Consider the following 20,977-nt stretch of genomic DNA (forward strand, 5'->3'; position numbering starts at 1 on the left):
TCCTCCCCCGGGCTGACGCGCCTCACGCGGCTTGCGCGCGGTTGTAGAGGTTCTGCGCGTCGGCGCCGAAGTACGGCCCGAACATGTAACCGGGCAGGAAGACGTAACCGAAGCTGTTCACCGAGGCCTGGACGCCGGTGCCGGTCGCCTCGCTGAACGACAGGAACCACGGGCCGCCGCTCGAGCCGCCGGTCATGGTGCAGCGCATGCCGTGGTCCTTCGTGAGCAGGAAGTCGGTGAAGGTGGTGCCGCTGCAGTAGTCCAGCTTGGTGCCGTCGTAGGGCGCCTCGGCCGGGTAGCCGAAGGTGTACATGCTCTGGTTCTTCGGCTGGTTGAAGGCGATGCCCTGCGCGCCGACGACGTCGGTGAGCCGCTGCCCGTTCAGCGGGTTCACCACGGCCATGCCGACGTCGTAGTTCATGTCTTCACTGGCTTCCCACTGTGGTGTGGTCAGGGTGGTCTTGGCCGCCCACTGGCCGTAGGGCGCGTTGCCGTTGTCGTACCCCGGCACGAAGGTCCACTGGGTGTGCCAGGTGCCCTGGTACTTGACGCAGTGCCCGGCGGTGACGACCACGCTGCCGTTGGTGCTGGTGACGGCGTCCCCGGAGCAGGACGCGTTCTGGCCGTTGAAGACGAAGAACACGCGCCCGGCGGTATGGGTGACCTGGCCGCCGCCGGTCCAGACGCCCCCGCCGTTGGGAATGCTTTGGATGATGGCGGCTTGCCCGCGCGCGACGTCCTTCGGGGTGAAGGCGGGCACCTTGACGAGGTTGTCCATCGGGACGGCCGACCGCATGGCCTCGGGCGTCCAGAAGGGTTTCGGAGCGGCCTGGGCGGGCACGCCGACCAGGGCGAACGCTAGGGAGAGGACTGCGGTCACGACCGCTGTCCGGAGAGCCGTGTGCTTCAAGACGCCCACCTTCCGCCGAGGTGAATTACCGCGAAACCGGCACGGTTACTCGAAAGTAGTTGTCCGTGTACGCAGAGCGCAGCCACCGTTCGGCGTAATGGGTCGAAACGGTCGAAAGCCCCCTCACCAGCGGCGAGGGGGCTTTCGGAACCCTGCGATCAGACGACGGCGAGCGGCAACGCCGTCGGGTGGACCGGCGCCGGCAGGTCCGACGCGCCCGTCAGGTACGTGTCGACGGCGTTGGCCACCGAACGACCCTCCGCGATCGCCCACACCACCAGGGACGCGCCGCGGTGGGCGTCACCGCAGACGAACACGCCTGGGGTCTCGGTCTGCCAGTCCACGCCGCACGACAGCGTGCCGCGGCGGGTCAGGGACAGGCCCAGACCTTCCAGCAGCGGCATCTCCTCGACGCCTTCGAAGCCGATCGCCAGCAGGACCAGGTCCGCCGGGAGCGTCTCGATCTCGTCGTTGACCGGGATGACCTCGCGGCGGCCGGTCGACGGGTCCTTCTGCACCCGCACCTGCTGGAGCTCCACCGCGCTCACCCGGCCCTCGTTGTTGCCCACGAACCGCTTGACCGCCACCGCGAACTTCCGCTCGCCCGCCTCTTCGTGCGCCGGGTACGTGCGCAGGATGTACGGCCAGGTCGGCCACGGCGAGCGCTCGTCGTCCCTTGTGGACGGTGGGGTCGGGTACTGGTCCAGCTGGGTCACCGAAAGCGCGCCCTGGCGGGTGGCCGTGCCGTAGGAGTCGGCGCCGGTGTCACCGCCGCCGATGATCACCACGTGCTTGCCGCGCGCGTCGATCGACGGCGGGCCGTCACCCTCGACGAACTTGTTGGCCGGCACCAGGTGTTCCATCGCCAGGTGGACGCCGGCCAGCTCGCGGCCCGGGGTCACCGTGTCGTCGCGGCCGCGCAGCGCGCCGACCGCGAGCACCACCGCGTCGTACTGCGCGCGCAGGTCCTCCACCGTCAGGTCGACGCCGACCTCGCAGCCGGTGACGAACCGGGTGCCCTCCTTGCGCAGCTGCGCGAGCCGGCGGTCGAGGACCTTCTTCTCCATCTTGAACTCGGGGATGCCGTAACGCAGCAGCCCGCCGAGCCGGTCGTCGCGCTCGAAGACGGTGACCTCGTGGCCGGCGCGGGTCAGCTGCTGGGCGGCGGCGAGCCCGGCCGGGCCGGAGCCGACCACCGCGACCCGCTGGCCGGACGACACCTCCGCCACCTGCGGCTGGACGTAACCGGCTTCCCAGGACTGGTCGGCGATCGTCTGCTCGACGCGCTTGATCGCCACCGGCCCGCCCGAGTCCGGCGAGATCGACAGGACGCAGCCCGCCTCGCACGGCGCCGGGCACAGCTTCCCGGTGAACTCGGGGAAGTTATTGGTGGCGTGCAGCCGGTCGCCGGCCGCGGCCCAGTCACCGCGGCGGACCAGGTCGTTCCACTCGGGGATCAGGTTGCCGAGCGGGCAGCCCGAACCACCGGAGTGGCAGAACGGGATGCCGCAGTCCATGCACCGCGACGCCTGCTTGCGCACCTTTTCGTTGCGCTCGCCCGGGTCGACGTCCGCGTAGACCTCGCCCCACGAGTGCAGCCGGTCCTCTTTGGACTTCTTCTTCGGCTCTTCGCGGCCGTACTTGAGAAAACCGGTCGGGTCAGCCACGAGCGGCCTCCATGATCGCCTCGTCGACGTCGCGGCCGGCGGCGCGCGCCGCCTTCGCCGCGTCCAGGACCCGCTGGTAGTCGCGCGGCATCACCTTCGTGAACGCCGCCGAGCGGCGCGGCCAGTCGCCGAGCAGCGAGGCCGCCACCGCAGAGCGGGTGAGATCGTAGTGCTGTTGCACGGTTTTCTTCAGCCAGGCGAGGTCGTCCGGGCCCGGCTTGAGCAGGTCGACCATGTCCTGGTTGACCTTCTTGCGGTCGACGTCGAGCACGAACGCCATGCCGCCGGACATGCCGGCCGCCAGGTTGCGCCCGGTCGGGCCGAGCACCACCGCGCGGCCGCCGGTCATGTACTCGAAGGCGTGGTCGCCCACCCCCTCGGCGACGACGGTGGCGCCGGAGTTGCGGACGCAGAAGCGTTCGCCGACCTGGCCGCGCAGGAAGATCTCGCCGGCGGTCGCGCCGTAGGCGATCGTGTTGCCGGCGATCGTCTGCGCCTCGGCGGCGAACGCGGCCGCCGGGTCGGGGCGGACGACGATCCGGCCGCCCGAGAGGCCCTTGCCGACGTAGTCGTTCGCGTCGCCGACCATGTCGAGGGTGATGCCGCGCGGCAGGAACGCGCCGAGCGACTGCCCGGCCGACCCGGTCAGCTTGACGGTGATCGTGCCCTCGGGCAGGCCTTCCCCGCCGTAGCGGCGGGTGATCTCCGAGCCGAGCAGCGTGCCGACGGTCCGGTTGACGTTGCGCACCGGCAGCTCGATGTTCACGCTGTGCGCGTCTTCCAGGGCCGCCTCGGCGAGCTGGATGAGCGTGCGGTCCAGCGCGTGCTCGAGGCCGTGGTCCTGGCCGCGGGTGCGCCGCTTGGCGCCGCCGTACGGGGTCTCCGACGGCATTTCGAAGATCGGCGCCAGGTCCAGCCCGGACGCCTTCCAGTGGTCGACGGCCTCGTCGGTGTTGAGCAGCTCGGCGTGCCCGATGGCTTCGTCGAGGGTCCGGAAGCCCAGCGACGCCAGGGTTTCCCGGACTTCCTCGGCGACGAACTTGAAGAAGTTGATCACGTGCTCGACCTGGCCGGTGTACCGCTTGCGCAGCTCGGGGCTCTGCGTGGCGACGCCGACCGGGCAGGTGTCGAGATGGCAGACGCGCATCATGATGCAGCCCGCGACGACGAGGGGGGCCGTCGCGAAGCCGTACTCCTCGGCGCCGAGCAGCGCCGCGATGACGACGTCGCGCCCGGTCTTCATGGCGCCGTCGACCTGCACGGTGATCCGGTCACGCAACCCGTTGAGCAGCAACGTCTGCTGGGTCTCGGCGAGGCCGATCTCCCACGGTGTGCCCGCGTGCTTGAGCGAGTTCATCGGGGACGCGCCGGTGCCGCCGTCGTGCCCGGAGATGAGCACGACGTCCGCGTGCGCCTTGGACACCCCGGCCGCGACCGTGCCGACGCCGAGCGAGGACACCAGCTTCACGTGGATGCGGGCGTGCTCGTTGGCGTTCTTGAGGTCGTGGATCAGCTGCGCCAGGTCCTCGATGGAGTAGATGTCGTGGTGCGGCGGCGGGGAAATCAGGCCGACCCCCGGCGTCGAGTGCCGGGTGCGCGCGATCCACGGGTACACCTTGTTCGGCGGCAGCTGGCCACCCTCGCCGGGCTTCGCGCCCTGCGCCATCTTGATCTGGATGTCGTCGGCGTTGACGAGGTATTCGCTGGTGACACCGAACCGGCCCGAAGCGACCTGCTTGATCGCGCTGCGGCGTTCCGGGTCGTAGAGGCGTTCCGGGTCCTCGCCGCCCTCGCCGGTGTTGGACCGGCCGCCGAGCCGGTTCATCGCGATGGCCAGGGTTTCGTGCGCCTCGGCCGAAATCGAGCCGTACGACATGGCGCCGGTGTTGAAGCGCTTGAAGATCGCTTCGGCGGGCTCGACCTCGTCGAGCGGGATCGGCTCACGCACGCCGTTGCGGAAGGAGAACAGCCCGCGCAGCGTGCCGCCTTCGCGGTAGAGGCGGTGCACCTCGTCGGTGTAGGAGCGGTAGACCTCTTCGCGGCCGGTCTTGGACGCGTGCTGCAGCAGGAACACCGTCTCCGGCGTGAACAGGTGCAGCTCGCCCTCGCGGCGGTAGGCGTACTCGCCACCGGTGTCGAGTCCACGGTGGACCCGTTCGGTCGGGTTGTCCGGGTACGCGCGGCGGTGCCGCACGGCGACCTCTTCGGCGAGCACCTCGAGCCCGACGCCGCCGAGCTTCGACGACGTCCCGGTGAAGTACTCGTCGAGCAGGTCCTGGCCGAGGCCGAGGGACTCGAAGACCTGGGCGGCGGTGTACGCGCCGACCGTCGAGATGCCCATCTTGGACATGATCTTCAGAACGCCCTTGACGAGCGCCTGCACGTAGTTCCGGATCGCCTTGCCGGCCTCGATGCCGGTGACCGCGCCCTGCCCGATCATGTCCTCGATGGTCTCGAAGGCCAGGTACGGGTTGACCGCCGCGGCGCCGTAACCCAGCAACAGCGCGATGTGGTGCACCTCGCGCGCGTCGCCGGACTCGACGACCAGCGCGACGCGCAGGCGTTCCTTGGTGCGGACCAGGTGGTGGTGCACCGCGGAGACCAGCAGCAGCGACGGGATCGGCGCCATCCGGTGGTCGGAGTCGCGGTCCGACAGCACGAGCGTGCGCGCGCCGGCCGCGATCGCCTCGGACGCCTCACGCCGGACCCGCTCGATCGCCGCGGCCAGCGCCTCGGCGCCGCCGTCCACTTCGTACAGTCCGGAAAGGACACTGCACGCGAACCCGGGGAGGTCGCCGTCGTCGTTGATGTGGATGAGCTTGGCGAGCTCGTCGTTGTCGATGACGGGGTACGGCAGCTTGAGGTGGCGGCAGGAAGCCGGTCCCGGCGCCAGGAGGTTGCGCTCCGGGCCCATGATCCGCGCCATGCAGGTGACGAGCTCCTCGCGGATCGCGTCCAGCGGCGGGTTGGTCACCTGCGCGAAGTTCTGCTTGAAGTAGTCGTAGAGGAGCCGAGATCGCTTCGACAGCACCGCGGGCGGGGTGTCGGAGCCCATCGACCCGATCGGCTCGGCGCCCTTCTCGGCCATCGGCGCGAGCAGGATCTTCAGCTCTTCTTCGGTGTAGCCGAAGGAAAGCTGGCGGCGCAGCACCGAGTCGTGGCTCTGCACGACGTGGTCGCGGTCGGGCAGCTCGGCGATCTGGAGCAGCCCGGCGTGCAGCCAGCCCTCGTACGGGAGGTCCTTGGCCAGCGCGGACTTGACCTCCTCGTCGTCCACGATCCGGCCGGCCGCGGTGTCGACCAGGAACATCTTGCCGGGCTTGAGGCGGCCCTTGGCGACGACGTCCTTCGGCGCGACGTCGAGGACGCCGGCCTCGCTGGCGAGGACCACGCGGTCGTCGGCCGTGCGCCACCAACGCGCCGGGCGCAGGCCGTTGCGGTCGAGGACCGCCCCGACCAGGCTGCCGTCGGTGAAGGTGACGCAGGCCGGGCCGTCCCACGGCTCCATCAGGCTGGCGTGGAACTGGTAGAACGCGCGGCGTTCGGGCTTCATCGTCGCGTGGTTCTCCCACGCCTCCGGGATCATCATCAGCACCGCGTGCGGCAGCGAGCGGCCGCCGAGGTGCAGCAGCTCCAGGACCTCGTCGAACGACGCGGAGTCCGACGCGTCCGGCGAGCAGATCGGGAACAGCCGGCTCAGGTCGCCGTCGATCAGCTCGGACTCGAGCAGCGCCTCGCGGGCCCGCATGCGGTTGCGGTTGCCGCGGATGGTGTTGATCTCGCCGTTGTGGGCCACGAACCGGAAGGGGTGGGCCAGCGGCCACGACGGGAAGGTGTTGGTGGAGAAGCGGGAGTGCACCAGGGCGATGGCGCTTTCCAGCCGCTCGTCACGCAGGTCGGCGAAGAACGCGGGCAGCTGCTCCGGCGTCACCATTCCCTTGTAGACGATCGTCCGCGAGGACAGCGACGGGAAGTACGTGCCACAGCCGGAGTTCGCGCTTTCGTGCTCGACGCGCTTGCGCAGGCAGAAGGCCAGGCGGTCGAGCTCCACGCCCGCTCTTCCGTCACCGGCCACGAAGAGCATGGCGAAGTGCGGCATGACCGAGCGGGCGGTCGGGCCGATGTCGGCGCGGTCGGCGTCCACGGGCACCTCGCGCCAGCCGAGGACTTCGAGGCCCTCTTCGACGGCGATGCGTTCGGCCAGCTCGACGGCCTTGCGGCGCTGCTCGGCGTCTTCGGGCAGGAACGCGATGCCCGCGGCGTAGGTGTGGTGGCCGTGTTCGTCGGGTTCGGGGAGCGCGAAGCCGGCTTCGGCGCGCAGCAGCGTGTCGGGCAGCTGCAGCAGGATGCCCGCGCCGTCACCGCTGGTCGGCTCGGCGCCCGCGGCGCCCCGGTGGTCCAGGTTGGTCAACGCGGCCAGGCCGTCGGTGACGATGCCGTGGGAACGGCGCCCGCGGATGTCGGCCACCATGGCCACACCGCAGGAGTCCTGCTCGGTCTCCGGGTCGTAGAGACCCTGCTTGCCGGGCATGGCGGAGAAGATCATGAAGGGACCTCCTTCGTCGTCTGTTCGTGCGGGCCGGGCTACCGGCCGGGGAGCGCACGGGACGACGATGGCCCGCTTGTTAGCGCGACTTTAACACCTGGGAAACACGCCAGCAGCACTTCGGAGCGCGCCGAACGGCGTCGGACGGTAACGATCTGGCTGCGCGGAACGACATAGTTCCTGATGGGTTCCCAGTAGTTCGTTCTGCTAAGTATACGGCTGGGAAACGTCCGTCAAGCCTAACGTGACCGGCCCGACGCAGCACAGTGGAGCTGTGTCGCCGATCACTAGAACGTGTTACGTTTCCGGCCATGATCCTCGACCGGTTCCGGCTCGACGAGCAGGTCGCGGTGGTCACCGGCGCGGGACGCGGGATCGGCGCGGCCACGGCCGTGGCCCTCGCCGAAGCGGGCGCCGACGTGGTCATCGCGGCCCGCACCGCTTCCCAGCTTTCCGAGGTCGCTTCGCGCGTTACGGCGCTTGGCCGCCGTGCAGTGCCCGTGCCGGGCGACCTCTCCTCACCCGAGGCCACGGCGGCGCTGGCGTCGACGGCGGTGACCGAGCTCGGTCGCCTCGACCTGGTGGTCAACAACGTCGGCGGCACGTACCCGCGGCCCCTGCTGGAGTCTTCGGTGGACTTCATGGAAGAGGCGTTCCGCTTCAACGTGGCGACGGCCCACGCGCTGACGGTGGCGGCGGCCCCCTCGCTGGCGGAGTCGGGCGGCTCGATCGTCAACATTCGTCGGTGATGGGCCGGGTCAGCGGCCGCGGCTTCGCGGCGTACGGAACGGCGAAAGCGGCCCTGGCCCACTACACGCGGCTCGCGGCGGCGGACCTGGCCCCGAAGGTGCGGGTGAACGCGATCTCCGTGGGCTCGGTCCTGACGTCGGCCCTGGAGATCGTGGCGGGCAACCCGGAGCTGCGCTCCAAGATGGAGTCGGCGACGCCGTTGAAGCGCCTCGGCGAGGCCGAGGACATCGCGGCGACGGTGGTGTTCCTGGCCTCGCGGGCCGGCGGGTACATCACGGGCAAGGTGCTCGAGGTGGACGGCGGGCTGCAGGCGCCCAACCTGGACCTGGGCCTGCCGGACCTTTCGTGACCCCGGGACTGTCGGTAGCCCCCGGTTAGCGTGGAAAACGAGCGCCCCAATGTGGCCTTCGGTGCGTCTGACGCAACCAATGTGGCCTTGGGGCGCTGGCGGCCATCACCGGGTGTCCTGGTGACGGACTTCGGAAAGCTCGAGCGCTCAGCTCTCGTCGGTCTTCTTCGGCTCTTCCGCCGGGGCCTCTTCGGCGGGCTTCTCCGCCGGGGCCTCGGCCGCCACCTTGGCGTGCTCGGGCTCCTCGCCCGCCGGGGCGGCGTCCTCGACCGGCGTCTCGTCCGGGCTCGGCGCGTCCTTGCTCCGCAGCGTCTCCGGCAGCTCTCGAGGCCCGCGCTTCCCGGCGACCACGAAGTACACCACCGCCGCTGCGAACAGCAGGATCGACGTCCAGACGTTCACCCGCAGGCCGAGGATGTGGTTGGCCGTGTCGGTGCGCATCATCTCGATCCAGCCGCGGCCGACCGTGTAACCCGCGACGTACAGCGCGAACGCCCGCCCGTGGCCCAGCTTGAACCTGCGGTCCGCCCAGACCACCAGCAGCGCGACCAGCAGGTTCCAGATCAGCTCGTACAGGAACGTCGGGTGGACCGGGCTCTCCGGCAGCGGGATGTGGCCCGTCGCGACGCCGTTCAGCAGGTTTTCCGGGTCTTCCGGGTTGAAGCGCTGGAAGACCTCCATGCCCCACGGCAGGTCGGTGTGCGCGCCGTAGAGCTCCTGGTTGAAGTAGTTGCCGATGCGGCCGATGGCCTGCGCGACGACGATGCCGGGGGCGATCGCGTCCGCCATCGCCGGCAGCGGGACGCCCTTGCGGCGGCACGCGATGAGCGCGCCGACCGCGCCGAGGGCGATGGCGCCCCAGATGCCGAGGCCGCCGTCCCAGATCGCGAAGGCCTTCCAGGGGTTCTTGCCCTCGGTGAAGTACAGCTCGGGGTCGGTGACGACGTGGTATAACCGGCCGCCGACCAGGCCGAACGGCACGGCGAACACCGCGACGTCGATGACCGTGCCCTTGGTGCCGCCGCGGGCGACCCAGCGCCGTTCACCCCACCAGATGGCGATGATGATGCCGGCGATGATGCACAGGGCGTACGCGCGAATCGGGATCGGTCCCAGGTGCCAGACCCCGCGGTCGGGGCTCGGGAACGTCGCGAGGTAGGCGGTCATCACGCGGTCACCGTAGCGCTAAGGCGCCGGCGCCTCCAAGGCGGCCAGGTAGCCCGCCACCAGCGCGTGCGCGACCTGGGTGACGGCCTGGTCGCGCGGGAGGAAGCGCTCGTCGTGGAGGCTGGGCACGCCGGCCGTGTCGCCGAGGCCGACGAACAACATCAGCCCGCGGGTCGGGCCGCCGCAGTAGTGGGCGAAGTCGTCGGCGCCGAAGGAGCGGAACTCGTCGTCGACGGTGAACCCGCCGTGGCGGAGCCAGCCCTGCGCGGCCGCCGCCAGCGCCGGGTCGTTGTCCAGCACCGGCTCGCACGGGTTGATCTGCAGCTCGGCCGTGCAGCCGTGGGCCTGCGCCGTGCCGTGGACGATCTCCGCGAGCGTCGCCAGCGCGCGCTCGCGGTCCTTCGCGCGCATCAGGCGCAGCGAGCCGAACGCCGACGCGCTGTTCGGAACGACGTTGGCCGCCGCACCGCCCTGGATGCGGCCGACCGAGCAGACCGCGCCGTGCACCGGGTCGATCCGGCGCGACGCCAGCTGCTGCAGGCTCACGACCAGCTGGGACAGCGCCAGGATCGGGTCGCGCAGCAGGTGCGGGTAGCCGGCGTGGCCGCCCTGGCCGTGCATCGTCACCTCGAACTCGTCGGTGGAGGCGTTCACCGGGCCCGGCACCGCCGACACGACCCCGTGCGCGATCCGCGGCTGGACGTGCGCGCCGATCACCGTGTCCACGCCCGCTTCGGCCAGCACCCCGGACTCGACGACGTCGAGCGCGCCGGGCGGCGACGTCTCCTCCCGCGGCTGCAGCAGCGCCAGGATCGGGCGCGGCACGCCGACGCGCACCGCCGCGCGGCCGACCGCGACCAGCGCGGCGAGGTGGACGTCGTGGCCGCACGCGTGCATCAGGTCCGACTCCGACGCCCACGGCACGCCGGTGCCTTCCAGCACCGGCAGCGCGTCGAGCTCGGCCCGCAGCGCGATCGCCGGGCCTTCGCCACCGGGTAGCCGGATCGCGCGGCCGGTCTTGGCGACCCGGGTCCCGTCACCCGCGCCGAGGGCTTCGGCGACCAGGCGGGCGGTGTCCTCCTCGTCGCCGGAGCCGCGCGGGTCGGCGTGCACGGCGTGCCGGAGCTCGACGGCGGCGGGCAGTTCCTCGGCGATCGCCCGTGTCCACCGGGCCCACAGGTCACTCACACGCGCTCCAAGCGGTAGATCCTCTTCGCGTTCTCGTGTCCCACCAAAGCACACATCCGGACGGCGTCCACTTCGGACATTGCGCCGTTCGCCAGCGCGGCACGCAGGAAGTCGGACAGTCCCCGCCGGAACAGGGCCGTGCCCAGGTGGTACAGCTCGGCGAGGCCGAACGCGTCGGTGGAGAAGAGCACCTTCCCGAACGGCGCCAGCTCCAGCAGCTCGGCGAGGATCGCCGGGGCCCGGAACCCCGCGTTGTGCGTGATGAGCCCGGCGTCGACGAACACGTGCTCGAAGACCTGCGCCAGATACGCGGCGTTGCGGTGGAAGGGGTAGTTGTGCAGCAGCAGGATCGGCACCCCGCGGTCTCGGGTGGCCCGCAGCAGGCCGGTGAGCAGCAGCGGATCGCACCGGTGCAGGTCGACGTCGGCGTCGCCGTAGCCGACGTGGAACTGCACGGGCAAGCCGAGGTCGAGCCCGCTGAAGACGAGGAAGCGGTGGAGGACCTCATCGGCGAGCCGGGCCTCTCCGGAGCGCAGCCACCGCCCCGCGGCGGCTGCGACCTCAGCCGGCGTCGGCGGCTCTGCTTTCAGTTCGAGGCCGACCCGGTAGGCGGCGATCGACTTGAGCCCGACGGCGGTCTTCGCCCGTTTCCCCAGCTCATCGGCGAAGGCCGTGGCAAACCCTTCAGCCGTGCTCCCGCGGATCACGGCTTCGGCGACCTGTTCCAGCCGGACGACGTCGTGCGCGCGGGCGCCGGCGAGATCCGCGAAGTCCCCGGTCGTGGTGAGCGCGTCGGGGAGGAAACCGCCGTCCAGCAGGAAGTCGGTGGTGCCGGTGGTCCGCAGGAACCGCCTCGCCACCTCGGCCGCGCCGAGCTCGGCGCGGCGTTCGAGGTAGACGTCGGGTTCGGCATGCTTCGGCAGGTCGAGGACGGGTGCACAGCGTTCGCGCACGGCGAGCCCGATGAGCGAGTCGAAGAGGCTGGTGCCGAGCGGCGAGGTGGTGTCGGCCTCGGTCAGCATCGCTTCGAAGTCCGCGCGGGCCACGTTTTTCGTGATCACGCCGTGGCAGTGGTGGTCCACCAGCGGCAGGTCCGCGACGAACGGGAGCAGGTCGGTCATGGGCCTCCGTTCGTGGTGGTCAGGCTCTGCTCCACCTTACGAGCGAGGGCGGGTGTGGACAGGACGAAGATCCACCGACGAGCAGGTAGCGGACGCGCGTAACAAGATCGCTGATCGGGGCGACCTGTGCCGAAACGCCGCCTATTCCCTCGGAGGACGTCATGACGCCCCGCACATTCGTCGCCGTCGTCGCAGCCGCCGTCGTCCTGGGTGCGCTGGTCCTGCTCGGGGTCCCCGTGAAGGCGACCGCCACGGGTGGGCAGTCCGTGGCGTGCGGGACCGGGTTCCACACCGACATGAGCCAGGCCGCGCACGATTCGAACGTCAACGCTTTGACGAACGCCTACGCCGCCGACGCCGGTGCCGGCTGGAGGCTCTCCGACGGCACCGCCGGTTACCAGGCAGCGTGTGACAGCGCGCTGTCGACGCGGCGCGGTTTCGGCTGGGGCCTGCTCGCGCTCGGCGGGATCGTGTTGGCCGGCGCGCTGGTGGTACGCCGCCCCGAACGGGCCGGGCGTCCTCCGGCAGCCGCGGCGTGACGAACACACCTCGGCACCTCCTCTGAGCGAGCTCCGGCGCGGACAGCCTGTGCGAGCTGCGCGTCCGCCCTTAGGCTGCTTGCATGGCCGTCCATCTTCTCGTGACCACGACCACCCCGGACCGCGCCTCGGGCACGAAGATCGCCGGATCGGCCGTAGCCGCGCGCCTTGCTGCCACCGCGCAGGTCACTGGCCCCGTGGTGTCGTTCTTCTGGCACGCCGGCGAGCAAGGTGAAGGCGAAGAGTGGAACGTGACGTTCAAGACCACGGACACTCGCTACGCCGAGTTGGAGGCGCACATCATCACTGAACACCCTTGGGCCAAGCCCGAGGTGACCGCGGTCGAGCTGGTTCGTGGTTCCCCGGGCTACTTGCGGTGGATCGAGACGTCGACCGGGGCCGAAGCTTAGGCGCCCAAGCGGGTCAGCAGGTCCGCGACGGCAGGCGTCGCCCGATACCGCGCCAGCCGCCGGGCTACCGTGCCGATCCGGATGGCCGGGCGTACCGAGCTGACTCCGGCAGCCAGGTCCGCGGCGCGACCAAGGATCGTGACAGCCTGTTCGATCTCGCGGGCTTCCAAATAGGACGTGGCCAACCACGTCAGGTAGAGCGCCTTGTCCCGTGCGTGGGTGTCGTCGAACCCCGACAGCACCCGTTCCGGCACCGGTACAGCCCGCAGCGGCCGGCGCAGCTCGGTCCAGCATCGGCCGGCCATGATGTCGATCTCGGCTTCGTCCACCCAGAACACCCAGTCCGGTTCCGTTCGGTGATCCGGGGCTTGCAAGGCCTCGCGTGCCAGGTTCAAAGCCCGGTCGGCCTCGCGTGCCTCACCGACCGTCGCGTGTGCCCAGGCCTTCCGCTCGAGCAGCAACGCATTCACCTTTGGCGTGGCCATCGGCCGAGCGACGTCGCACGAGTCGGTGGCCAGCGCGATCCCGCTCCGCGAAGGTGTACTGGTCTGCTGGTACGCGGCGTAGGCCAGGGCGTTCCCTGCCAGGTCAAGCGCACCTGCCTCTTCGGCGGCCTGCCGGCTGTCGCGATACAGCCGCTGGGCAAGGGCGTGCTGACCGTGGTCGAAGGCGGCCCAGCCCGCCTGCTGCTGTTGCTCGGCCAACAGCGCTCGCAGCTGTCGGCCGATTTCGATCGTGTGGCTGGAGTCGCGGAGCAGGCGCTCGGTGAAATCGACCTCGACGGTGTACACCGGGAACGTCTCTGCTCCGCCTATGACGTTGTCGAGGCGTCGGAGGCGAGCCGTCCTACGACGCAGCTCATCGATATCGGAGTGTCCGATGCGACGACCGGTCGGCTGTTCCGTACGGGCGAGCGGAATCGCCAACGTCGCCATTGCTCCGATGAACTCACGCCGCTGCACTACCTCTCCCGTCTTCGCCTTCCGCCGTTCCGCACGGGTCACCGAGACAGCTCGTCGGATCGCCTCGTCGTCAACTTCGAAGGTTGCGGCGATGTGCTTTTGCCAGAACGGCGACATCAGGCGTCGCTCGGACTCCCACCGCGAGATCTCGTTCCGGGTGACGGCGCGTCCCGACAACTCGGACAGCACCTCGGCCTGATCCGCCTGAGAACGGCCTGCCTGCTTCCGCAGGAGCCGGAGCAGAAGGCCTATCCCTTGCTGCTCCATACGTACTCCTCGTGGTCCGGCGCCACCAGCGTCCTGGCCCCCAGTTCTGGCCACCCCTCCGAATGGCCACCCTCACGGGCTCCTCCTACCAGCCATTATCGCTCTTAGCGTCGACCTCGTGACACCACACGAAAGTGGAATTCCAGTACCCGGTCAGCCGTGTCCGGGCTACGCCCGAACCATGCCTGGCAAGCGCGGAGGCCAGTACACGCGGCGTCGGTACCTGGGCAACGAAACCGGTGTCAGCCCGCTCGCACTGTTCACGGCGTGGCTTGACGGCGCGCCCGGATTCGCCCGCCCGGCGCCCCCGCCCCGGCCGCCGCTTCCGCTGAAGTTCACATGCCGGGAATGTGGCCACGTCACCAGTCCGCGTGCCCTCCGCGGCCACAGGTGCTCCGCCGAGTACCGCCCATGACCTCCGGCCGGACAGCCGATGCGACGTAACCCCGCCGGTCCAGGACCCACGAGGCCCGGGCCGGGCAAAGACAGGCCCAGCTCGCCCACGCGTGACAACCCTGCCCCGCAACCTCGCCCAATCCAACCGCCACCTCCGAGGCGTTAGGAAAGCCGTTGACCAAGAACCCACTGCCTCGCCGCCTGGACCGACGCAGTTGCCTCGTCGGAGGTCAGGACGGAAAGGTGGTCTTCGGCTTGCCGGGAAGCCGACCCCCGCTACAACCGACCGGCCCCACCCGACCGGGCGGCACGTACCGGTCGAGCGTGTTCCGCCGGCCGCCGGAACCGCCGGTGCAAGACGACGAGGACTAGCATCAGGCCATGCGATCGACCCGGGAAATGCGCAGGCTGGCGATGGTGCTGCTCGCGGGACCTGACGATGCCCGCTTCTCAAGCGACGATCTGCGCGGTGCGGCGAATCTTCGCGGAAATCGGCTGAACTCGCTGCTGACACGACTGCTCGAACGCGGCTGGCTCGCCGATGGCTGGGATGAGTCCTCGGCTGCCGAGGCCCAGCGCTACTACGTGCTCACCGACATCGGTCGGCGCGAGCTGGCCAAGCCGCTGTAGTCCAGTCCTGGTCGAGCGGCACCTCAGTCATGCGCCGCCGTCCACCGTGCTCAACCTCTCCCCCACCCGACGAGCGAACCCCGGCGCGGCCAGCACCAAGATCACCGCCAGCACCAGCACCGCCCCCGCCACCACGGGGAACCACCGCGCCGGGCCCTCCGTCGGGTACGGGACCACGTTGACGTACACCGTGTACCCCAGCACCGCGAGCGCGCCGATCGGGAACACCAGGTGCCACGCCGGTACTCGCATGCGGCGCTTCACGAACAGCAGGAGGATCGCGCCGATCGTCGTCAGCAGGTAGATCACCAGCAACACCAACGTGCCGATCGAGCCGCTCCAGGCGAACGTGTCCGACGCCGTTGCTCCGAAGAACAGCGCGCACACCAGGATGATCAGCACTGCCGCGCCGGTGACCACGCTGACCGCGGTGACCGGGGTGCCCCGGCGGGACGTCCGGCCGATGCCGCGGCCGCCGAGTGCGTCGCGGCCCAGGGCGAACAGCAGCCGTGAGCCGCCGACGATGCAGGCCAGGCAGCAGCCGAACGCGCTGATCGCCGCGCCGACGCTGATCACGTCGCCGACCCAGCCTCCCGCGTAGCGGCTGCCGAGGTCGCCCAGCAGGGACGGCGAGTCGTGGAACGTCGTCGCGTCCGTGCCGAACGCCATCATCTCGACCGCCGTGACCACCACGAAGTAGACGCCGCCGAAGATCGCCGTGCCGAGGATCGCGCGGGGGATGTTGCGCTTCGGGTCGTGGGTCTCCTCGCCGAGCGTTGCCGCGGCTTCGAAGCCGGCGAAGGACAGGAAGCCGAACACCGCGCCGAGGAACACTCCGGACACTCCCGTGTCCGGGACGAACACGTCCAGGGTGAAACGCGCGCCGTCCGGGGCGTTGCCCGCGACGAGCCGGACCAGGATCACCGCCGTGACCAGCAGGATCACCGCGATCGTCGCGCCCTCGACCGCGAGCAGCGTGCTCGTGCCGCGGCGCGCGGGAACCACCGCGAGCAGCCAGGCGCCGGCCAGCGCGACCGCCGTCAGCACGAACGGCCCCCACGACGGCGGGTTCGGCCAGATCCCCACCTGCGTGAGGAAAGCCGTGCCGAGCGTGCCCGCGGCCGAGCTCGTGACGACGGCGTAGAACGTGTAGGTGCCGAGAAGGCCGATGCCGGAGACGACACCGGCGCGTGGGCCGAGCGTCGCGCCGACGAACGCGTACACCGAGCCGGCGTGCTGGTAGTACTGGCAGAGCTTGACGAAGCCGTACGCGACCAGCAGCACGCCGACCGCCGAGAGCAGGAACGCGAGCGGGACGGCGCGCCCGGCCGAGGCGGCGGTCTGCTGGGGGTTGATGTTGGCGGCCATGCTCGGGGCCATCAGCGCGACGGACAGGCCGAAGGCCTGCCAGACGGACAGCGACCGGCGCAGGCCTGGACGGGTTTCGACGGTGTCTGACACGATCTTCACCTCTTTTCTGCGGTGAAACTCAAGTGAACATCGACGGGAGCAGGATGAGCCAGCTCGATCGGGCAGAACTCGCACAGCAGGGCGCGCTCCGGGCCGACGGCCTGCGCGCGGCCGGCGTCGAGCTGGTCGCGCTGACCTTCGTGGACAACAGCGGCATCGCGCGGGTCAAGGCCGTCCCGGTGGACCGGCTGTGGTCGGCGGCGGCGTGGGGCGTCGGCGCGTCGAACTCGTTCGACTTCTTCCTGGCCACCGACGACATCACCGACGGGACCTACAGCCGCGGCCCGGTCGGCGACCTGCGGCTGCACCCGGACCTCGACGCGCTCGTGCCGCTGGCCGCGCAGCCGGGCTGGGCGTGGGCGCCGGTCCGCAAGTACGACCAGGAAGGCGAGCCGCACCCGCTGGACGCGCGGGCGCTGGCCGCCACCGCGACGGCCCGGCTCGCTGCCCTGGGCTACCACGTGCGGACCGCGTTCGAGATCGAGTGGGTGATCACGGCGGAAGACGCGCCGGACGACCCGCGCTCGGCCACGGCGGGCCCGGCCTACGGCTTCGCGCGGCTTTCCGCGCAGGCGGGCTACCTGCGGGAGCTGGTGTCCACTTTGTCCGCTCAGGGCGTGGTGGTCGAACAGGTCCACCCGGAGTACGCGGCCGGGCAGTTCGAGCTGTCGGTGGCGCCGGAGGAGCCGGTGCGCGCGGCGGACGTCGCGGTGCTGACCCGCGAGACGATCCGGATGGTCAGCGCCCGGCACGGGCTGCGCGCGTCGTTCACCCCGAAGTTCGCGCCGGACGGCGTGGGCAACGGCGGCCACGTCCACCTGAGCCTCTGGGACGGCGACCGCAACCTGTGCGCCGGCGGCGACGGCCGGTTCGGCCTGACGCCGACGGCGGAGGCGTTCGGCGCGGGGATCTTCGCCCGGCTGCCGGCGTTGCTGGCGATCGGCGCGCCGTCGGTGGTCAGCTACCTGCGGCTCGAGCCACACCACTGGGCCGGGGTGTTTTCGGTGTGGGGCCTGGAAAACCGCGAGGCGCCGCTGCGGCTGGTGCAGGGCCCGGCCGGGCAGCGCGACCGGACGGCCAACTTCGAGGTCAAGTGCTTCGACCTGACCGCGAACCCGTACCTGGTGGTGGCGGCGCTGCTGTTCGCGGGCCTGGCCGGCGTCGCCGACGAGGCGTCGCTGCCGGAGCCGGTGGACGTCGACCCGGGGACGCTGCCCTCGGCCGTCCGCCTGCCGACCTCGCTGGCCGAAGCGGTGACGGCGTTCGAGGCGGACCCGGCATTGACCTCGGCGTTCGGCGCCGAGTTCGCGACGACGTTGATGGACGTGCGACGCGGCGAGATCGCGCGGCTCGGCGCGCTGCCCCCGGCTGAGCTCTGCGCCCTCGTGCGTTACCTACATTGACGCGGCCACTTCTTCGCGCAACTGCGGGAGTTTCGCGTAGAGGCGGTCGCCGGGGCATTCGGTGTTGTAGAAGTCGCGGTGCCCCTTGATCTCCTCGACGCCGATGCCGTACTGGCGGCAGATGTAGGCGCAGAACACCACGAGCGACGCCCACTGCGCCTCGGGCGGCTCGACGCTGGTGTAGAGGCCTTCGTTCTCGATGCCGATGGCGTTGGTGTTCTGGCCGGGGCAGTGCGCGCCCTGGATCATCGTGGTGCGCCCGCGCAGGGCGTCGAGGCTGCCGTGCCGCCCTTCCAGCCGGTAGCCGCCGCGGCTGACGGTGAAGTGCTGGCCGGTGTCGGACCAGCCGTTGTTGTCCATGTGGTCGTGCTGGTCGTCGCGGGCCACCTGGAAGGCGTGCGCCAGCGAGTAGTCGGTGCTGTTGGCGCTCGCGATGTGGTGGATGAGGATGCGGTTCGCGGGGTGGTCGAGGGTGGTGAGCGCGTCGGCGGGCGGCCGGGCGCCCCACTCGGCGCAGCTGTGGATCCGGGGCGCGGTGGCGGCCTGGGCGGCCCGGGGCAGCACGAGACCGGTCGCGCCGGCGACGGCGAGCCCGGCGGCGCCGCGGAGGAAGGTGCGCCGCGGGAGGTGGCTGAGGTCCATGCGGCGGACTCTGCCGCGGCCGCGTACAGCTTTTGTACAAACGTCAGCGCCGGTGGAGCCGGACGACCTCGGCGCGCGCGTGGGCGACGCGGGTGGTCTCCTGGCCGCCGGCCCGGGCGATCTCCCGGGCGAGGTCGCTCGCGGCGGCCATCCGGTGCCGCGCGACGCGGCGGCTGCGGACGTGCTTGCGGTAGGCCTTGCGCTGCTTCCGCAGGCCGCTGACGGCGTCGAGCAGCGGCGGGTCGACGACCCCCGCCTCCGCCTCCGGGCCGAGCAGCTCGCGCGTCCAGCCGCGTTCACGGCGGGCGGCGTGGCGCAGGACGTAGAACAGGAACGTCAGCTCGACCGCCGCGATCACGAACGGCAGCACGCCGACGAGCGGGCCGTTGCCGCCGAGGCCGTTCATGTCGTCCCAGGCGAAGTGGAAGACCATCGCCGTCAGCATGGTCAGCACACCGCGGACGACGTTGCGGTCGGCCCGGTCCCGGCCCAGCACCCACATCAGGCCGGCGCAGAAGATGGCGCTGAACAGCGCGTGCGACACGATCCCGGACGCGCCGCGGACCACGAAGATCTGCAGCGACGAGCTCAGCTGGTCGGCGCCGAAGGTCTGGGCCGCGCCGTTGTAGACGTAGAGGACGTCCTCGAAGACCTGGAAGCCCAGGCCGAGGAAGGCGCCGATGATGAAGCCGTCGTAGACGCTGCGGACCAGCCGCGGCGCGAGCCCGATCAGGAGCACCAGCCCGAGCGCCTTCGCGAACTCCTCGTCGATCGGCGCGGTCAGGCCGGCGGCCCAGTTCGAGGCGAACGCGGTGCCGCCGAGCTTCGTCCAGATCTCCAGCAGGGCCGTGTTGGCCGGGAGCGCGACCCAGAACGCCGCCGCGATCCCGCCCCAGGCGAACGCCGCCGCCAGCAGCCCGCCCGGCTGGGCGGTGTAGCGGTTCTGGTGGCGCAGCAGCAGCAACCAGGGCACGAGGTAGAGCCCGAACAGCAGGATCCCGCCGGTCAGGGCCGGGGTGTAGAACTCACCGCCGGTGCCGAAGTACCGCAGCATGGCGAGCGCGCCGCCGCCGACGCCGGCGAGGTAGACCCAGAAGGCCAGGTTGTGCGGCTGGAAGAACCGGAACGGCTGCCCCCAGCCGGACTCTTCGATGGCGGTGAGCTGGGCCGCCTTGGTCCCCGGTGGCGCGGTCACCGGCCCGCTCCCGGGGTGATGCTGCGCAGGACGCCGTTGATCTCGTCGCGGAAGCGCTCGAACTGGCCCGGCGCGGTCCGCACGCGGAAGAGCAGCGCGGGCGCGGCGTCGGCGTCCTGACCGGGCGCGGCCATCTTGAAGGCGACGTCGAGGGCGTCGCCGCCCGGCCCGGTCCCGCTCTGCCCGACGCCGGTCAGCCCGGCGGCGGTGGTCACGGTGCCCCGGGCGCCGTTGACGCCGGGCACGTCGCCTTCGGAGCGTTCGACCTGGTCGAGGAAGTCTTCGGCGGAACCGCGGTAGGGCGCGCCGCGCAGGGCGATGGTCGCGCCGCCGGTGGCGAGGTCGGTCTGCAGGGTCGCCGGGTTCGTCGCGGCGGCGCCGAGGAGCGTGCCGTTCTGCAGCTGCCAGCCGACGGGCGGGACGGCGCTCGCCCCGTCCCCGAGGTCGAGCCGGTCGCCGGCCCGGATCTCGTTGTGCCACGGGATGGCGGCGTTCAGCGCGGGCAGCCCGTAGGCGAGCAGCACGGCGATCACCAGGGCGACCAGCGCGGGTGTGAAGGTCCGGCGGTCGAGCCCGAACAGCCGGTGCTCGACGGGCACCCAGCCCGGCGGCGGTGTGGTGGTCACCCGGTTCCCCTCTCGTCTGTGGTCACCATCAGAACACGGAGAGCGAGATCCGGCCTCCCGGCGTCAGCCCGCGGTCGCGAGTTCACCCGCCCCGCTGTAGAGCCGGATCTTGAACCGGATGTGCTCCTGGTGTTCCCGCAACCGCTCGATCTGCCCGGCGACGCGGGTTTCGTGCTCACGGAGAACTTCGAGACGCTCGTCTTGCGTCGCGTCACCGGAGCGGAGGAGTTCGACGAACCGCAGCATCTCCGCGACCGGCATGCCGGTGTAGCGAAGGCAGCGCAGGAGCTGGAGGAACTCGACGTCGTGGTCGGTGAAGGTGCGACGCCCGCCGGCGGTGCGGCCGACCTCGTGGAGCAGGCCGATGCGCTCGTAGTAGCGGAGGGTGTCGATGGTGAAGCCGGTCTTTTCGGTCACCTGAGCCGGGGTGTAGGACGTCACCGCCCCAGAGTGACACCTGGAGTGCACTCCGGGTCAAGGGGCGGGGTCCGGTCTGGGCTCTGCCGCGGAGTGGTCGCGCACGACAGCGCGGCTCGACAGCGCGGCTCGGCAGCGCAATGCCGTGAGTGACTCATTCATGCCCTCCGACGCCATGAAAGAGTCATTCACAACACCCGAACCGCAGCCCAGACGTCCCCAATGACCAAGGCCGGGCAGTTAAGGCTTCAGATGTGATGTCAACCCCGTGACACAAGGCAACGGAGCTTCCGCTAGAACATCGTCGACCAAGATCAACGTT

At 70.8% G+C, this 20,977-nt stretch carries 16 protein-coding genes and 1 pseudogene; 5 read left to right on the forward strand and 12 right to left on the reverse strand.

Going from position 1 to position 20,977, the window contains the following annotated elements:
• Positions 1-22: 22 nt before the first annotated feature.
• The 3 genes from ACZ63E_RS44000 to gltB form a co-directional block, all read right to left on the reverse strand.
• Positions 23-910, reverse strand: coding sequence for a trypsin-like serine peptidase (locus tag ACZ63E_RS44000; protein WP_465342274.1), 888 nt, complete (start codon positions 908-910; stop codon positions 23-25).
• A gap of 158 nt (positions 911-1,068) precedes the next feature.
• Positions 1,069-2,577, reverse strand: coding sequence for a glutamate synthase subunit beta (locus ACZ63E_RS44005; RefSeq protein WP_465342275.1), 1,509 nt, complete (start codon positions 2,575-2,577; stop codon positions 1,069-1,071).
• Positions 2,570-7,123, reverse strand: coding sequence for a glutamate synthase large subunit (gene gltB / locus ACZ63E_RS44010; RefSeq protein WP_465342276.1), 4,554 nt, complete (start codon positions 7,121-7,123; stop codon positions 2,570-2,572). The genes ACZ63E_RS44005 and gltB overlap by 8 nt, the downstream gene beginning before the upstream one ends.
• Before the next feature lie 311 nt (positions 7,124-7,434).
• Here gltB and ACZ63E_RS44015 point away from each other — a divergent pair.
• Positions 7,435-8,222: pseudogene (locus tag ACZ63E_RS44015) on the forward strand (SDR family oxidoreductase).
• Between the two features lie 147 nt (positions 8,223-8,369).
• Here ACZ63E_RS44015 and lgt read toward each other — a convergent pair.
• Genes lgt through ACZ63E_RS44030 form a run of 3 tightly spaced genes read right to left on the reverse strand, consistent with a single transcriptional unit; the run spans position 8,370 to position 11,698 of the window.
• Positions 8,370-9,389, reverse strand: coding sequence for a prolipoprotein diacylglyceryl transferase (gene lgt, locus ACZ63E_RS44020; RefSeq protein ID WP_465342277.1), 1,020 nt, complete (start codon positions 9,387-9,389; stop codon positions 8,370-8,372).
• A gap of 18 nt (positions 9,390-9,407) precedes the next feature.
• Complete coding sequence (locus tag ACZ63E_RS44025; RefSeq protein WP_465342278.1) at positions 9,408-10,577, reverse strand: M20 metallopeptidase family protein; 1,170 nt, start codon at positions 10,575-10,577, stop codon at positions 9,408-9,410.
• Entirely contained in the window at positions 10,574-11,698 is a 1,125-nt protein-coding gene (locus tag ACZ63E_RS44030; protein ID WP_465342279.1) for an amidohydrolase family protein, read from the reverse strand. Before ACZ63E_RS44030 ends, ACZ63E_RS44025 begins: the two co-directional genes overlap by 4 nt.
• A gap of 161 nt (positions 11,699-11,859) precedes the next feature.
• Here ACZ63E_RS44030 and ACZ63E_RS44035 point away from each other — a divergent pair, with 161 nt between their 5' ends.
• Positions 11,860-12,237, forward strand: coding sequence for a hypothetical protein (locus ACZ63E_RS44035; protein ID WP_465342280.1), 378 nt, complete (start codon positions 11,860-11,862; stop codon positions 12,235-12,237).
• Between the two features lie 83 nt (positions 12,238-12,320).
• Positions 12,321-12,647 (forward strand): divalent-cation tolerance protein CutA, encoded by a 327-nt coding sequence (gene cutA / locus ACZ63E_RS44040; protein WP_465342281.1) that lies wholly within the window; start codon positions 12,321-12,323, stop codon positions 12,645-12,647.
• On the opposite strand, the gene ACZ63E_RS44045 is transcribed toward cutA, so the two are convergent.
• Positions 12,644-13,876 carry a hypothetical protein gene (locus ACZ63E_RS44045; protein ID WP_465342282.1) on the reverse strand — a complete coding sequence of 411 codons (1,233 nt, stop codon included), beginning with the start codon at positions 13,874-13,876 and terminating at the stop codon, positions 12,644-12,646. The genes cutA and ACZ63E_RS44045 overlap by 4 nt on opposite strands.
• A 777-nt stretch (positions 13,877-14,653) precedes the next feature.
• Between ACZ63E_RS44045 and ACZ63E_RS44050 the strand changes: the two genes are divergently transcribed.
• Positions 14,654-14,902 (forward strand): helix-turn-helix transcriptional regulator, encoded by a 249-nt coding sequence (locus ACZ63E_RS44050; protein ID WP_465342283.1) that lies wholly within the window; start codon positions 14,654-14,656, stop codon positions 14,900-14,902.
• Positions 14,903-14,929: 27 nt separating this feature from the next.
• On the opposite strand, the gene ACZ63E_RS44055 is transcribed toward ACZ63E_RS44050, so the two are convergent.
• On the reverse strand, positions 14,930-16,363 hold the full coding sequence (locus ACZ63E_RS44055; protein WP_465342284.1) for an APC family permease: 1,434 nt from the start codon (positions 16,361-16,363) through the stop codon (positions 14,930-14,932).
• A gap of 53 nt (positions 16,364-16,416) precedes the next feature.
• Between ACZ63E_RS44055 and ACZ63E_RS44060 the strand changes: the two genes are divergently transcribed.
• Positions 16,417-17,775, forward strand: coding sequence for a type I glutamate--ammonia ligase (locus tag ACZ63E_RS44060; protein ID WP_465342285.1), 1,359 nt, complete (start codon positions 16,417-16,419; stop codon positions 17,773-17,775).
• Here ACZ63E_RS44060 and ACZ63E_RS44065 read toward each other — a convergent pair.
• From ACZ63E_RS44065 to ACZ63E_RS44080, 4 genes are all read right to left on the reverse strand, one after another.
• Entirely contained in the window at positions 17,767-18,417 is a 651-nt protein-coding gene (locus ACZ63E_RS44065) for a peptidoglycan recognition protein family protein (RefSeq protein WP_465342286.1), read from the reverse strand. The two genes, ACZ63E_RS44060 and ACZ63E_RS44065, sit on opposite strands and share 9 nt — an antisense overlap.
• A gap of 43 nt (positions 18,418-18,460) precedes the next feature.
• The gene (locus ACZ63E_RS44070; protein ID WP_465342287.1) at positions 18,461-19,612 is read right to left on the reverse strand and encodes a PrsW family intramembrane metalloprotease; all 1,152 of its coding nucleotides are present in this window, start codon (positions 19,610-19,612) and stop codon (positions 18,461-18,463) included.
• A complete protein-coding gene (locus ACZ63E_RS44075; protein WP_465342288.1) occupies positions 19,609-20,238 on the reverse strand; it encodes a hypothetical protein in 630 nt (209 codons plus the stop codon). The genes ACZ63E_RS44070 and ACZ63E_RS44075 overlap by 4 nt, the downstream gene beginning before the upstream one ends.
• Positions 20,239-20,301: 63 nt before the next feature.
• Entirely contained in the window at positions 20,302-20,679 is a 378-nt protein-coding gene (locus tag ACZ63E_RS44080) for a MerR family transcriptional regulator (protein ID WP_465342289.1), read from the reverse strand.
• Positions 20,680-20,977 lie beyond the last annotated feature (298 nt).

The sequence above is a fragment of the Amycolatopsis sp. NPDC104819 genome (assembly GCF_055583145.1).

Excerpts from the sequence above, each read along its gene's own strand:
- gltB (WP_465342276.1), bottom strand. The coding sequence starts at position 7,123 with ATGATCTTCTCCGCCATGCCCGGCAAGCAGGGTCTCTACGACCCGGAG.
- lgt (WP_465342277.1), bottom strand. The coding sequence starts at position 9,389 with ATGACCGCCTACCTCGCGACGTTCCCGAGCCCCGACCGCGGGGTCTGG.
- ACZ63E_RS44030 (WP_465342279.1), bottom strand. The coding sequence starts at position 11,698 with ATGACCGACCTGCTCCCGTTCGTCGCGGACCTGCCGCTGGTGGACCAC.
- ACZ63E_RS44035 (WP_465342280.1), top strand. The coding sequence starts at position 11,860 with ATGACGCCCCGCACATTCGTCGCCGTCGTCGCAGCCGCCGTCGTCCTG.
- cutA (WP_465342281.1), top strand. The coding sequence starts at position 12,321 with ATGGCCGTCCATCTTCTCGTGACCACGACCACCCCGGACCGCGCCTCG.
- ACZ63E_RS44045 (WP_465342282.1), bottom strand. The coding sequence starts at position 13,876 with ATGGAGCAGCAAGGGATAGGCCTTCTGCTCCGGCTCCTGCGGAAGCAG.
- ACZ63E_RS44050 (WP_465342283.1), top strand. The coding sequence starts at position 14,654 with ATGCGATCGACCCGGGAAATGCGCAGGCTGGCGATGGTGCTGCTCGCG.
- ACZ63E_RS44060 (WP_465342285.1), top strand. The coding sequence starts at position 16,417 with ATGAGCCAGCTCGATCGGGCAGAACTCGCACAGCAGGGCGCGCTCCGG.
- ACZ63E_RS44065 (WP_465342286.1), bottom strand. The coding sequence starts at position 18,417 with ATGGACCTCAGCCACCTCCCGCGGCGCACCTTCCTCCGCGGCGCCGCC.